The sequence below is a fragment of the Enterobacter cloacae complex sp. P14RS genome, from assembly GCF_014895895.1.
Taxonomy (GTDB): Bacteria; Pseudomonadota; Gammaproteobacteria; order Enterobacterales; family Enterobacteriaceae; genus Enterobacter; species Enterobacter bugandensis.
In genome coordinates this window covers 107,896-121,184 of record NZ_JADBQM010000023.1, presented here as the reverse complement: position 1 = coordinate 121,184, position 13,289 = coordinate 107,896, and the positions used below count along the sequence as shown (strand labels likewise).

Below are 13,289 nucleotides of genomic sequence, written 5' to 3'. Positions count from 1 at the left end.
AGTGTAAAGCAAGCCGCGTCAATTAACCCTGCTTCAGCGCATCTTTTTTCGGTTGCTCATCAATCGGCTTACCGGACCAGTAGCCCGCCAGCAGCGAGCCGGACAGGTTGTGCCAGACGGAGAACAGCGCGCCCGGCAGGGCCGCCAGCGGTGAGAAGTAAATTTTACCCAGCGCCGCTGCCAGGCCGGAGTTCTGCATGCCTACCTCGATTGCCAGCGTGCGGCAGGTGGACTCGTCAAAGCCAAACAGCTTCCCGCCCCAGTATCCGCCCAGCAGGCCGATGGTGTTGTGCAGTACCACCGCGACGATCACCACAAAGCCTACGGAGGCAATGTGCGACGCGGAACCGGCCACCACGGCGCTGATGATCGCCAGAATGCAGACCATCGAAAACGCGGGCAGGTACGGCTCAACCGCCTTCACCACGCGTGGGAACAGATGGTGGATAACCAGCCCCAGCGCAATCGGGATCACCACAATCTGCAGAATACTGAGCAGCATGCCCATCACGTCCACCTGAATATGCGCGTCCACGTACAGGCGGGTTAACAGCGGTGTGGCAATCACGCCCACCAGCGTGGATACCGAAGAGATGGTCACGGAGAGCGCCACGTCACCTTTCGCGAGATAGATCATCACGTTAGATGCCGTACCGCTGGCGACGCTGCCCACCAGCACCATCCCGGCGGAGAGATCGGGCGGCATCTTAAAGGCCATCGCCAGCAGCCAGGCCGCGAGCGGCATCACCAGGTAGTGCAAAAATATTCCTGCCGCGACGGGCGCCGGGCGCGACAGCACGCGTTTAAAATCGTCGATTTTCAGGTGCACGCCCATGCCGAACATGATCAGCATCAGCAGCGTGGTGACCCACGGACCGATCCCGGTGAACGTGGTGGGGGTGTAATACGCGAGTACGGAGAGCAGCAGCGCCCATAACGGGAACAGCCGCGTGATGGCGGATAACATAATGGATTCCTTGCAGTATTGTCGTGTTGTTTAGTTATGAAAAAGCCGGGTCTGTGCCCGGCTTATAGGTATTGTTTATCGTGCTAACGAATTTTATTCAAACAAATTCTGATGAAGTTTCTGCACCACCTGCTCGGCCTGATCGGCAGGGACCAGGAAGCAAAGGTTATAGCTGGAGGCACCGTAGCAGATCATGCGGATGTTGAACGGGTCAAGCACGCCGAACACCTCTTTGCCCACGCCGCAGGCGCGAGACAGCTTGTTACCGATGATGGCCACCAGCGCCAGGTCTTCTTCGACCTCCACGCGGCACAGCTCAGACAGCTCAATCAGCAGCGACTGCGTCAGCAGGGTGTCGCCGGTGGAGGTAGAGCCGGTGGTGTCCAGCGTCAGCGCAATGCTCACTTCGGAGGTGGTAATCAAATCTACAGAGATATTATGGCGCGCGAGGATGCCAAACACTTCTGCCAGGAAGCCGCGGGAGTGCAGCATATTGTGGCTGTGCAGCGTGACCAGCGTCTGGCGGCGGCGCAGGGCCAGCGCGCGGAACAGCGGCGGGTTCTCGGTTTTCTTGCAGACCAGCGTCCCGCCCGCTTTTGGATCTTTACTGGAGCCAACGAAGACCGGAATATCGCTGCGCACTGCGGGCAGCAGCGTTGCCGGATGCAGCACTTTTGCACCGAAGGTGGCCATTTCAGCCGCTTCTTCAAAGGCGATCACGTCAATACGTTTTGCCGCAGAGACCACGCGCGGGTCGGTAGTGTAAATACCCGGCACGTCAGTCCAGATATCCACGCGCGTTGCGTGCAGGGCTTCGCCCAGCAGCGCGGCGGTGTAATCGCTGCCGCCACGGCCAAGCGTGGTCGTGCGCCCTTTCGCTTCGCTGCCGATAAAGCCCTGGGTGATCACCATGCCTTCTGCCAGGCGCGGTGCCAGCTGCTGGTTGGTGAGCTCGGCCAGCATCTCAACGTCCGGTTCGGCGCGCCCAAAACGATCGCTGGTGCGCATCACTTTACGCACGTCAAACCACTGCGCCTGAACGTTACGCTCGCGCATAATTTCAACGAACAGCAGGGTAGACATCAATTCACCGTGGCTGACCAGTTCATCGGTCAGGGCGGTAGAGGTGGCCAGTGACGCCGCTTCTGCCAGGGTGGTGATATTTTCCAGCAGGCGCTCCACTTCTTCGCGGATCACGTTCGGGTTTTGCAGACGTTCAAGAATGTCGAACTGAATTTTGCGCAGTGCATCCAGCTTCACGAAACGTTCTGTCGCTTCCAGTCCTTCAGACAGAGAAACCAGCAGGTTCGTCACGCCGGCGGATGCAGAGAGCACCACCAGGCGGGTATTCGGATCGGCCAGCACCACATCGGCGCTGCGGTTCATGGCATCGTAATCGGCCACACTGGTGCCGCCAAACTTGGCGACCACAAAACTCGTCATAACAACCTCGTGTCAGGGAATGAATAAGCGACCTTGGCACAAGAATGAAACGAAAACAGGTGCAGGCGCAAAATACGGCCCTATAAATAAAATGCGGGGGAGGTCCTGTCAATGCTGGGATTATGCGGATTTTTTATGGGGGGGTACCCCTGAGAAACAGGACTTATAACAGGCCCATATTTTATGCTCCTTTTTACCCCCTTTTGACCGACATTTCGCCACGCCGGAAGGGCTCGACAGCAGCTATACTTTTCGGGTCTTTTCACCTGCGTTTGATGCAGACCAGGGCAATGGCATAAAAACCATCACAATTTTTATTTGCAGGCGCTACAATCGACCGCAGTCACAATTCTCAAATCAGAAGAGTATTGCTAATGAAAAACATCAACCCAACGCAGACCGCTGCCTGGCAGGCACTACAGAAACATTATGATGAAATGAAAGACGTCACCATCGCGGATCTGTTCGCGAAAGATGCCGATCGTTTCACTAAGTTCTCCGCGACCTTCGATGACCTCATGCTGGTGGATTTCTCTAAAAACCGCATTACCGAAGAGACGCTGGCAAAACTGCAGGATCTGGCGAAAGAGACCGAGCTGGCCGACGCCATCAAATCCATGTTCTCCGGCGAGAAGATCAACCGCACCGAAGACCGTGCCGTGCTGCACGTGGCGCTGCGCAACCGTAGCAATACGCCAATCATCGTTGACGGCAAAGATGTGATGCCGGAAGTGAACGCGGTGCTGGAAAAGATGAAAACCTTCTCTGAAGCGATCATCTCCGGCAGCTGGAAAGGCTACACCGGCAAAGCGATCACCGACGTGGTTAACATCGGTATCGGCGGCTCTGACCTCGGCCCGTTCATGGTGACCGAAGCGCTGCGCCCGTACAAAAACCACCTCAACATGCACTTTGTCTCTAACGTCGATGGTACCCACATCGCCGAAGTGCTGAAGAACGTAAACCCGGAAACTACCCTGTTCCTGGTGGCGTCTAAAACCTTCACCACCCAGGAAACCATGACCAACGCCCACAGCGCGCGCGACTGGTTCCTGAAAACCGCGGGCGACGAAAAGCACGTGGCGAAACACTTTGCGGCGCTCTCCACCAACGGTAAAGCGGTAGGCGAGTTTGGCATCGATACGGCGAACATGTTCGAGTTCTGGGACTGGGTTGGCGGCCGCTACTCGCTGTGGTCTGCAATCGGTCTGTCCATCATCCTGTCCGTGGGCTTTGACAACTTCGTTGAGCTGCTCTCCGGCGCGCATGCGATGGACAAACACTTCTCCACCACCGCGCCTGAGAAAAACCTGCCGGTGCTGCTGGCGCTGATCGGTATCTGGTACAACAACTTCTTCGGCGCTGAAACCGAAGCGATCCTGCCATACGACCAGTACATGCACCGTTTTGCGGCCTACTTCCAGCAGGGCAACATGGAATCCAACGGTAAGTACGTTGACCGTAACGGCAACGCGGTGGATTACCAGACTGGCCCGATCATCTGGGGCGAGCCGGGCACCAACGGCCAGCATGCGTTCTACCAGCTGATTCACCAGGGTACCAAAATGGTACCGTGCGATTTCATCGCCCCGGCGATCACGCACAACCCGCTGTCCGACCACCATCCGAAGCTGCTGTCTAACTTCTTCGCACAGACCGAAGCGCTGGCGTTCGGTAAATCCCGCGAAGTGGTTGAGCAGGAATACCGTGACCAGGGTAAAGATCCGGCCACGCTGGAGCACGTTGTGCCGTTCAAAGTGTTCGAAGGCAACCGTCCAACCAACTCCATCCTGCTGCGCGAAATCACCCCGTTCAGCCTGGGCGCGCTGATTGCGCTGTACGAGCACAAGATCTTCACTCAGGGCGCGATCCTGAACATCTTCACCTTTGACCAGTGGGGCGTTGAGCTGGGCAAACAGCTGGCAAACCGCATTCTGCCAGAGCTGGGTGACGATAAAGCTATCGACAGCCACGACAGCTCCACCAATGGTTTGATTAACCGTTATAAAGCATGGCGTGGGTAATTAATATGTCATGAAAAATGCCGGCGATATGCCGGCATTTTTTTATCGGATAATTCCTGATGTCTGTTAGTTAACTCAAATTCTGACTCTGAGTTTAATCTGAAAAAGGCGGTTAACCTGCTAATTGCTGCGGTTTATTTTAAGAAAATACGTAGAGCTAAGATAATAAGGATATATTATAATTTATTGATTTTTATCGATTATTTATTTTAAATATTTGTTTTTCTTTTCTGTTTTATCCATTAGTCCGAAAACCGTCCCCCTATTTCCCCGCACGGTAAACCCTCTGCTGTAGTTGTGTATACTCGATTCCGCCTGAATTTCTTTTCGGGCAAATCTCCATTCATTCATTGAAGGGAAATTGTTATGAAGAAAGTACTGTATGGCATTTTTGCCATATCTGCACTTGCGGCGACGTCTGTCTATGCAGCTCCGGTCCAGGTCGGGGAAGCAGCAGGGTCGGCAGCGACGTCTGCGTCTGCGGGAAGTTCTACCGCAGCCAGCACCAGCACCGTAAGTTCAGCCGTGGGTGTCGCGCTGGCGGCAACCGGTGGCGGTGATGGCTCCAATACCGGAACCACGACCACTACGACAACCAGCACCCAGTAATACCGGGTGTTTTAATCATAACCACACTTCGGTGTGGTTATTTCGCCCCTTCGGAGAAGAGTCGTGAAGCGACCTGCAATCATTCTGATTTGCCTGCTGTTGCAGGCGTGCTCAGCCACCACCAAAGGGCTGGGACATTCACTGTGGGAAAGCCTGTTCGGCACGCCGGGCGTTCATTTGACCGATGACGAACTTCAGAACATGCCGTACGCCAGCCAGTACATGCAGCTAAACGATGGCCCGCAGCTGTTTGTGGTGCTCGCTTTCGATGAAAACGGGCAGCAGAAATGGGTGACGCAGGATCAGGCCACCATCGTCACGCAGCATGCCCGAATCGTGAAAACGCTGCTCGGCGGCGACAACTTGCTCGAGGTGAATAATCTCGCCGAAGACCCGCTCATCAAGCCAAATCAGATCGTCGACGGCGCAAGCTGGACGCGCACGATGGGCTGGACCGAGCACAAGCAGGTGCGCTACGCCACGGCCCGCTCCACCTTCCGCTGGGACGGTACGGACAGCGTGAAAGTCGGCAGCGACGAAACGCAGGTTCGCGTGCTGGATGAAGAGGTCACCACCGACCAGGCCACCTGGCATAACCGCTTCTGGATCGACGAGGATGGGCAGATCCGTCAGTCCTTGCAGTATCTCGGTGCCGGTTTCTTCCCGGTGAAAACCACCCTGATCAAGGCGGCGAAATCATGAAAACGCTCATCCACGCTGCGCTTCTCGCCAGCCTTGCCGCGCCGCTGGCATGGTCCGCAGGAACGGTAAAGGTCTACACGCCGGACAGTGAAAAACCCAAAACCTTAACCAACGCCGAGCATCTGCTCGATCTCGTCGGGCAGCCAAGGCTTGCCAACAGCTGGTGGCCGGGAGCGGTGATCGGCGAGCGTCAGGCAACGGTTAAGGCGGAGCAGGAACACCGTGCCCTGCTGACCCGCCTGACGAGCCTGGCGGAGCAGGAAGACGGCGACGATGCCGCGGCCATTAACAGCGTTCGCCAGCAGCTTCAGGCGCTGAAGGTGACAGGCCGCCAGAAAGTTAATCTTGATCCAGATGAAGTGCGCGTCACGGAAAAGGGCAACCCCACGCTTGAAGGGGAGTACACCCTCTGGCTTCCGGTGAAGCCGACGACGGTGACCGTGATGGGGCTTATCAGCAGCCCCGGTAAAAAGCCCTTTACGCCCGGCCGCGACGTGGCGAGCTATCTCGACGAACAAAGCCTGCTGAGCGGCGCGGATAACAGCTACGCATGGATTATTTATCCAGACGGGCATACGCAAAAAGCGCCGGTGGCGTACTGGAATAAACGCCATATCGAACCCATGCCGGGCAGCATCATTTTTGTCGGTTTTGCCGACCATTTCTGGACGAAGGCATATGACGGGCTTAACGCCGATATCCTTCACTCCCTGACACAGCGGATACCGGAAGAATGAAAAGAACCTATCTCTACAGCATGCTGGCGCTCTGCGTAAGCGCCGCCTGCCATGCAGAAACGTATCCGGCACCTGTTGGCCCGTCTCAGTCAGACTTCGGCGGCGTCGGTTTACTGCAAACGCCTACCGCGCGCATGGCGCGTGAAGGGGAAATTAGCCTTAACTACCGCGATAACGACCAGTATCGCTACTATTCCGCTTCCGTACAGCTTTTCCCGTGGCTTGAAACCACGCTGCGCTACACCGACGTGCGTACGAAACAGTACAGCAGCGTCGACGCCTTCTCCGGCGATCAGACCTACAAAGATAAAGCCTTCGACGTCAAACTGCGCCTGTGGGAAGAGAGCTACTGGATGCCGCAGGTCTCCGTGGGTGCAAAAGATATCGGCGGTACCGGCCTGTTCGACGCGGAATACATCGTGGCCAGCAAGGCCTGGGGACCGTTTGATTTTTCTCTCGGTCTTGGCTGGGGCTATCTCGGCACCAGCGGCAACGTTAAAAACCCGTTCTGTACCTACAGCGATAAATACTGCTACCGCGATAACAGCTACAAGAAAGCCGGTTCCATCAACGGCGACCAGATGTTCCACGGCCCGGCCTCGCTGTTCGGTGGTGTGGAATACCAGACGCCGTGGCAGCCGCTGCGCCTGAAGCTGGAGTACGAAGGGAACGACTACTCGCAGGACTTCGCCGGGAAGATTGAGCAGAAGAGCAAGTTTAACGTCGGCGCCATTTATCGCGTCACCGACTGGGCCGACGTTAACCTCAGCTACGAGCGTGGCAACACGGTGATGTTTGGCTTCACGCTGCGCACCAACTTCAACGACATGCGGCCGCACTACAACGATAACGCGCGGCCTGCCTACCGGCCGGAGCCGCAGGACGCGATTCTGCAGCACTCCGTGGTGGCAAACCAGCTGACCCTGCTGAAATACAACGCCGGCCTGGCCGATCCGAAAATTCAGGTGAAAGGCGATACGCTGTACGTCACCGGCGAGCAGGTGAAATACCGCGACTCGCGGGAAGGGATCGAACGCGCCAACCGGATCGTGATGAACGATCTCCCGGACGGGATCCGCACGATCCGCGTGACGGAGAACCGCCTGAATTTGCCGCAGGTCACCACCGAAACCGATGTCGCCAGCCTCAAGCGCCATCTTGAAGGCGAACCGCTCGGGCATGAAACTGAGCTGGTGCAAAAACGCGTAGAGCCGATCGTGCCGGAAACCACCGAGCAGGGCTGGTATATCGATAAATCGCGCTTTGATTTCCATATCGATCCGGTACTGAACCAGTCCGTCGGCGGGCCGGAAAACTTCTACATGTATCAGTTGGGTGCGATGGCGACGGCGGATCTGTGGGTCACCGACCACCTGCTGACCACCGGCAGCCTGTTCGGCAACATTGCGAACAACTACGACAAGTTTAACTACACGAACCCGCCGAACGACTCGAAGCTGCCGCGCGTGCGTACCCGCGTGCGTGAATACGTGCAGAACGATGTCTACGTGAATAACCTGCAGGCCAACTACTTCCAGTACTTCGGCAACGGCTTCTACGGCCAGGTTTACGGAGGCTACCTGGAGACTATGTTCGGCGGCGCGGGGGCGGAGGTGCTGTATCGTCCCGTCGACAGCAACTGGGCGTTCGGGATTGATGCCAACTACGTTAAGCAGCGTGACTGGCGCAGCGCGCAGGACATGATGAAGTTCACCGACTACAGCGTCAAAACCGGCCACCTGACCGCCTACTGGACGCCTTCGTTCGCGCAGGACGTGCTGGTGAAAGCCAGCGTCGGCCAGTATCTGGCGGGCGACAAGGGCGGCACGCTGGATATCTCCAAACACTTCGACAGCGGCGTCGTGGTGGGCGGCTACGCCACTATTACCAACGTTTCGCCGGACGAGTACGGGGAAGGGGACTTCACCAAAGGGGTCTACGTGTCGATTCCGCTGGATCTGTTCTCATCCGGTCCGACCCGCAGCCGAGCGGCCGTGGGCTGGACGCCGCTGACGCGTGATGGCGGCCAGCAGCTTGGGCGTAAGTTCCAGCTGTACGACATGACCAGTGATAAGAACATTAACTTCCGCTGATGCTTCACGCCGGGCGGCACTGCGTTTGCCCGGCCTACGGTTTTTGTAGGCCCGGTAAGCGCAGCGCCAGCGGGCGAATGCGCCAAACATAAACAAAAAATATAGATCCCCGTCACATTTTTGCGTTATACAGGAATCTCGTCCTGGAGAATGAGGTGCTGTATGACATCCCTGACTCGCCCGCGCGTTGAGTTTATCTCAACGATACTCCAGACCGTGCTGAACCTCGGTCTGCTGAGCCTTGGCCTGATCCTGGTCGTCTTTCTCGGCAAAGAGACGGTGCATCTGGCGGATGTGCTGTTCGCCCCTGAGCAAACCAGCAAATATGCGCTTGTGGAAGGTCTGGTGGTCTACTTTCTCTACTTTGAATTTATCGCCCTGATTGTGAAGTACTTCCAGTCCGGCTTTCACTTCCCGCTGCGCTATTTTGTCTACATTGGCATCACCGCCATTGTGCGGCTGATCATCATCGATCATAAATCCCCGCTCGACGTGCTGATCTACTCGGCGGCGATCCTGCTGCTGGTGATCACCCTCTGGCTGTGTAATTCGAAGCGGCTGAAACGCGAATAAAAAAAGGGCGCTCCGAAGAGCGCCTAACAACAGTCACAAGTTGGGTCAATACAATACGTCTAAAGTTGAGGGTTGCAGTGGCATAACAAATGAAACTTAACCTTTCACGCCGCCCGCCGTCAGGCCATTCACCAGCCAGCGCTGGGCCAGCAGGAACACCACGGTAATCGGGATGGCAGACAGTACGGCCGCCGCGGCAAAGTCGCCCCACAGGTAGTTTTGCGGGTTGAGGTATTGCTGCATACCTACGGCCAGGGTGTAGCTGTTCACATCGCGCAGTAACAGTGAGGCGACCGGTACTTCGGTGATCGCCGCGATAAACGACAGAATAAAGACCACCGCCAGAATCGGCACGGACAGCGGCAGCAGCACCAGACGGAACGCCTGCCACGGGGTAGCGCCATCCAGCGACGCCGCCTCTTCCAGCGAGCCGTCGATGGTTTCGAAATAGCCTTTAATGGTCCACACATGCAGGGCAATACCGCCAAGATAGGCGAAGATCACCCCGCCGTGGGTATTCAGGCCGATAAACGGCACGTACTGGCCCAGACGGTCAAACAGGGCGTACAGCGCCACCAGCGACAGCACCGCCGGGAACATCTGGAAAATCAGCATGCCTTTCAGCAGCGTTGCTTTGCCCGGGAAACGCATGCGGGCGAAGGCATAAGCACAGGTGGTGGAGAGCGTCACGATGCCGATCGCGGTGATGGTTGCTACCTTCACCGAGTTCCACAGCCACAGCAGCACCGGGAACGGCGGCGGGGTGACGCGTCCATCGGCGTGCTCCACGCTGAAGCCCAGCGCGAGCTTCCAGTGCTCCCAGGATATTTCATCCGGGATCAGGCTCCCGGTCGCAAAGTTACCCGAGCGCAGGGAGATGGCGATAACCATCAGCAGCGGGAACATGATGGCCGCGATGAAAATCAGCAGGCCTAAGTGCGTCGCGAGGAGGCGCAGCTTCTGAGATTTGGGTTGTACCATTGCCATGTTCAGTGCCCTCCTTAATCAAATTTCATACGTGTGGCTTTCAGGTTCACAATCGCCAGAGCGCCAACCAGCAGGAAGATCAGGGTGGCAATCGCCGCCGCCAGACCAAAGTCCTGGCCGCCGCCGCCTTCAAAGGCGATACGGTAGGTGTAGCTCACGAGCAGGTCGGTATAGCCTGCCGGCGTCGTGGTGCCGAGACGGTCCGGGCCACCGTTGGTCAACAGCTGAATCAGCACGAAGTTGTTAAAGTTAAAGGCGAAGCTGGCAATCATCAGCGGCGTCAGCGGCTTAATGAGCAGCGGCAGCGTAATTTTAAAGAAGTTCTGGAACGGACCCGCGCCGTCCATCGCCGAGGCTTCATACAGATCGTCCGGAATCGCCTTCAGCAGCCCCATGCATAGGATCATCATGTACGGATAGCCCAGCCAGGTGTTGACGATGATAATCATCGAGCGGGCGGTGGTCGGGTCGCTGAACCATGCCGGTTTGATACCGAACAGCGCGCTCAGCATCATGTTGATTTCACCGAAGCTCTGGTTAAACAGCCCTTTAAAAATCAGAATCGAGATAAACGACGGTACGGCGTAAGGCAGAATCAGCAGCACGCGGTAAATCGCTTTGCCTTTCAGGGACTCCCACTGCACGAGGCAGGCCAGCACCATGCCTACGGCAACGGTCAGGATCACCGTCAGCACCGAGAAGACCACCGTCCAGACGAAGATGGCGAAGAACGGTTTCTGGATACCTTCGTCGGTAAACACGCGGGTAAAGTTGTCCCAGCCGATGGTGACGGTATAGCCAGGGCTGAGCTTGTCATCACCCCATTTGCCATCGGCATTTACAGATTGATAAAAACCAATGTCGTTATTCGGACGGTACTTCACGCCGCTCTGGTTGTTGGTCAGCGTGCCGTCGTCCGCCAGGGTATATAGCGGCTGCGTGCCGGAGAACTGGCGCAGCGAGCTCATGGTCACTTTGCTTTCATCGGGCAGCACGGCGGTGAGCTGGGTCAGCGCCTGGCGATTCTGGGTAATGATACGCAGGTTCGCACGTTCACCCTCCGGCAGGGCCGCGGCCTCTTTTAAGACCAGCTTCTGCTCGCCGCCAAATTTGAACGCGTCGGAAAGATAGTTTTTGCCGCTCTCACCGTCAGTGAGCGCTAACTTCCACTCGTCACCTGCAGGATACAGGCCGAAGTTAAAGGTTTTACCCGCCTGATAAGAGCGATCCAGAAGCACCTGAGTGGCGCGCTCCTGCGCAAGCTGGTTGGTGCTGCTGTAGTTGGTGAACGCAATGGCGATGGTGCAGATCAGCGGGAACAGGACAAACAGCCCCATCCCGGCCACGCCCGGGTAGACATAGCGCCAGGCATAGGCTTTACGGTTGGCGAAAATATACAGGCCAGCAGAGCTTAAGATCAGCGTCATGATGGCGAATAGATATTCCCCTTGTACGTACATTAAAACAACAAGGTAACCCACCAGCAGACACAGCAGACCGATCGCTGACCACTTCAGCGCGTCGCTTTGCCACCAGTGCTTCTTTTTAATGACATCCATGGGGTTCTTCCTCTACAACGGTGGAAACTTTTCGTCAGGTGGCGCTGCGCTTACCTGACCTACGGATCGTGCCGTAGTCGTAGGGCGGGTAAGCGCACGCGCCACCCGCCGTTTTTCTTCTTACTTAGTAATACGACCCTGAGCATCCTTCAGTGCGGCATCGACAGTCTGGCGACCGCTTGCAGCGTTGATGACGGCGGTACGGGTGGCGTACCAGAACGCGGCCATCTGTGGGATGTTCGGCATGATTTCGCCTTTCTGAGCGTTATCCATGGTTGCCGCGATGCGTGGATCTTTTGCCAGCTGATCCTGGAAGGATTTCAGCGCCACGGCGCCCAGCGGTTTGTCCTTGTTCACTTCACCCAGACCCTGATCGGTCAGCAGGTAGTTTTCCAGGAACTCTTTCGCCAGCTCTTTGTTCGGGCTGGCGGCGTTGATGCCCGCGCTCAGCACGCCCACGAACGGTTTAGACGGCTTGCCGTTGAAGGTTGGCAGCAGGGTCACGCCGTAGTTGATTTTGCTCTTGTCGATATTGGTCCAGGCCCACGGACCGTTGATGGTCATCGCGGTTTCGCCTTTGTTGAACGCCGCTTCCGCGATGGAGTAGTCGGTATCCGCGTTCATGTGTTTGTTCTTAATCAGGTCAACCAGGAATGTCAGGCCTTTTTTCGCGCCCGCGTTGTCCACGCCCACGTCTTTCACGTCATATTTGCCGTTTTCAAACTTGAACGCGTAGCCGCCGTCGGCAGCAATCAGCGGCCAGGTGAAGTACGGCTCTTGCAGGTTGAACATCAGGGCGGATTTACCTTTCGCCTTCAGCTCTTTATCCAGTTTCGGGATCTCTTCCCATGTTTTCGGTGGGTTTGGCACCAGGTCTTTGTTGTAAATCAGTGACAGGGCTTCAACCGCGATTGGGTAGGCGATCAGCTTGCCGTTATAGCGAACGGCGTCCCAGGTGAACGGGAACAGTTTGTCCTGGAAAGCTTTGTCTGGCGTGACTTCAGCCAGCAGGCCAGACTGCGCGTAACCGCCGAAACGGTCGTGTGCCCAGAAGATGATGTCCGGGCCGTCGCCGGTTGCTGCAACCTGCGGGAATTTCTCTTCCAGTTTGTCCGGGTGCTCTACGGTGACTTTGATACCGGTGTCTTTCTCGAATTTTTTGCCCACTTCGGCCAGGCCGTTATAGCCCTTGTCGCCGTTAATCCAGATAACCAGCTTGCCTTCTTCAATTTTGGCGAGCGCTGGGGCGGAAACCATCATTGCTGCAAGGGCGGACAATGCGAAAACGCGTGCGCCAGTCTTGATATTCATATCTGCCATCCTTTTTGGTGATGTGCTCGTGGATACATAAGGTGGTTCAACGTGACTCAGTCTCCTTATTTGACATCCTCTTTCCATCCTCCCAACCCCTACGCCCCACCCCCCGTTTGTGTGATCTCCGTTGCATAAATTTAAGTTATGAGTGCTGGCGCACATAAAAACCCACCGAATTTTGCAGGCGGCTTCACGAATTTCGCCTCAGCCCCCCGGCTGCGGTCGCAGAGCCTGTTCTCTCATCCTCCCGCCTCCTCCCCCATAAAAAAGGCGGGGGGTGG

The 13,289-nt window shown here is 56.5% G+C and carries 11 protein-coding genes; 6 read left to right on the top strand and 5 right to left on the bottom strand.

The annotated features are described in order from the left end of the window. Positions 1-22: 22 nt before the first annotated feature. Positions 23-967 (bottom strand): ketopantoate/pantoate/pantothenate transporter PanS, encoded by a 945-nt coding sequence (panS, locus tag IM295_RS19090; protein WP_047362611.1) that lies wholly within the window; start codon positions 965-967, stop codon positions 23-25. A gap of 93 nt (positions 968-1,060) precedes the next feature. Continuing rightward, the gene (gene lysC, locus IM295_RS19085) at positions 1,061-2,410 is read right to left on the bottom strand and encodes a lysine-sensitive aspartokinase 3 (protein ID WP_041911575.1); all 1,350 of its coding nucleotides are present in this window, start codon (positions 2,408-2,410) and stop codon (positions 1,061-1,063) included. A 374-nt stretch (positions 2,411-2,784) separates the two neighbouring features. On the opposite strand from lysC, the gene pgi reads away from it, so the two are divergent. The 6 genes from pgi (at position 2,785) to psiE (ending at position 9,148) form a co-directional block, all read left to right on the top strand. Then, positions 2,785-4,434 carry a glucose-6-phosphate isomerase gene (gene pgi / locus IM295_RS19080; protein WP_193067177.1) on the top strand — a complete coding sequence of 550 codons (1,650 nt, stop codon included), beginning with the start codon at positions 2,785-2,787 and terminating at the stop codon, positions 4,432-4,434. 366 nt (positions 4,435-4,800) lie between these two features. Beyond that, entirely contained in the window at positions 4,801-5,043 is a 243-nt protein-coding gene (yjbE, locus tag IM295_RS19075) for an exopolysaccharide production protein YjbE (RefSeq protein WP_013095034.1), read from the top strand. 63 nt (positions 5,044-5,106) lie between these two features. After that, complete coding sequence (locus tag IM295_RS19070) at positions 5,107-5,745, top strand: YjbF family lipoprotein (protein ID WP_047366840.1); 639 nt, start codon at positions 5,107-5,109, stop codon at positions 5,743-5,745. After that, positions 5,742-6,482, top strand: coding sequence for a capsule biosynthesis GfcC D2 domain-containing protein (locus IM295_RS19065; protein WP_136344128.1), 741 nt, complete (start codon positions 5,742-5,744; stop codon positions 6,480-6,482). Before IM295_RS19070 ends, IM295_RS19065 begins: the two co-directional genes overlap by 4 nt. Then, positions 6,479-8,575 carry a YjbH domain-containing protein gene (locus tag IM295_RS19060; protein WP_028015126.1) on the top strand — a complete coding sequence of 699 codons (2,097 nt, stop codon included), beginning with the start codon at positions 6,479-6,481 and terminating at the stop codon, positions 8,573-8,575. Before IM295_RS19065 ends, IM295_RS19060 begins: the two co-directional genes overlap by 4 nt. Before the next feature lie 162 nt (positions 8,576-8,737). Continuing rightward, entirely contained in the window at positions 8,738-9,148 is a 411-nt protein-coding gene (gene psiE, locus IM295_RS19055; RefSeq protein WP_136195995.1) for a phosphate-starvation-inducible protein PsiE, read from the top strand. A 96-nt stretch (positions 9,149-9,244) separates the two neighbouring features. On the opposite strand, the gene malG is transcribed toward psiE, so the two are convergent. From malG to malE, 3 genes are all read right to left on the bottom strand, one after another. Further along, a complete protein-coding gene (gene malG, locus IM295_RS19050) occupies positions 9,245-10,135 on the bottom strand; it encodes a maltose ABC transporter permease MalG (RefSeq protein ID WP_006810496.1) in 891 nt (296 codons plus the stop codon). Positions 10,136-10,149: 14 nt separating this feature from the next. After that, on the bottom strand, positions 10,150-11,694 hold the full coding sequence (malF, locus tag IM295_RS19045; RefSeq protein WP_047362613.1) for a maltose ABC transporter permease MalF: 1,545 nt from the start codon (positions 11,692-11,694) through the stop codon (positions 10,150-10,152). Positions 11,695-11,814: 120 nt separating this feature from the next. Further along, entirely contained in the window at positions 11,815-13,005 is a 1,191-nt protein-coding gene (gene malE, locus IM295_RS19040) for a maltose/maltodextrin ABC transporter substrate-binding protein MalE (RefSeq protein WP_032644952.1), read from the bottom strand. Positions 13,006-13,289: the final 284 nt, after the last annotated feature.

Coding starts and splice junctions, on each gene's coding strand:
- panS (WP_047362611.1), bottom strand. CDS start 967: ATGTTATCCGCCATCACGCGGCTGTTCCCGTTATGGGCGCTGCTGCTC.
- lysC (WP_041911575.1), bottom strand. CDS start 2,410: ATGACGAGTTTTGTGGTCGCCAAGTTTGGCGGCACCAGTGTGGCCGAT.
- pgi (WP_193067177.1), top strand. CDS start 2,785: ATGAAAAACATCAACCCAACGCAGACCGCTGCCTGGCAGGCACTACAG.
- yjbE (WP_013095034.1), top strand. CDS start 4,801: ATGAAGAAAGTACTGTATGGCATTTTTGCCATATCTGCACTTGCGGCG.
- IM295_RS19065 (WP_136344128.1), top strand. CDS start 5,742: ATGAAAACGCTCATCCACGCTGCGCTTCTCGCCAGCCTTGCCGCGCCG.
- IM295_RS19060 (WP_028015126.1), top strand. CDS start 6,479: ATGAAAAGAACCTATCTCTACAGCATGCTGGCGCTCTGCGTAAGCGCC.
- psiE (WP_136195995.1), top strand. CDS start 8,738: ATGACATCCCTGACTCGCCCGCGCGTTGAGTTTATCTCAACGATACTC.
- malG (WP_006810496.1), bottom strand. CDS start 10,135: ATGGCAATGGTACAACCCAAATCTCAGAAGCTGCGCCTCCTCGCGACG.
- malF (WP_047362613.1), bottom strand. CDS start 11,694: ATGGATGTCATTAAAAAGAAGCACTGGTGGCAAAGCGACGCGCTGAAG.
- malE (WP_032644952.1), bottom strand. CDS start 13,005: ATGAATATCAAGACTGGCGCACGCGTTTTCGCATTGTCCGCCCTTGCA.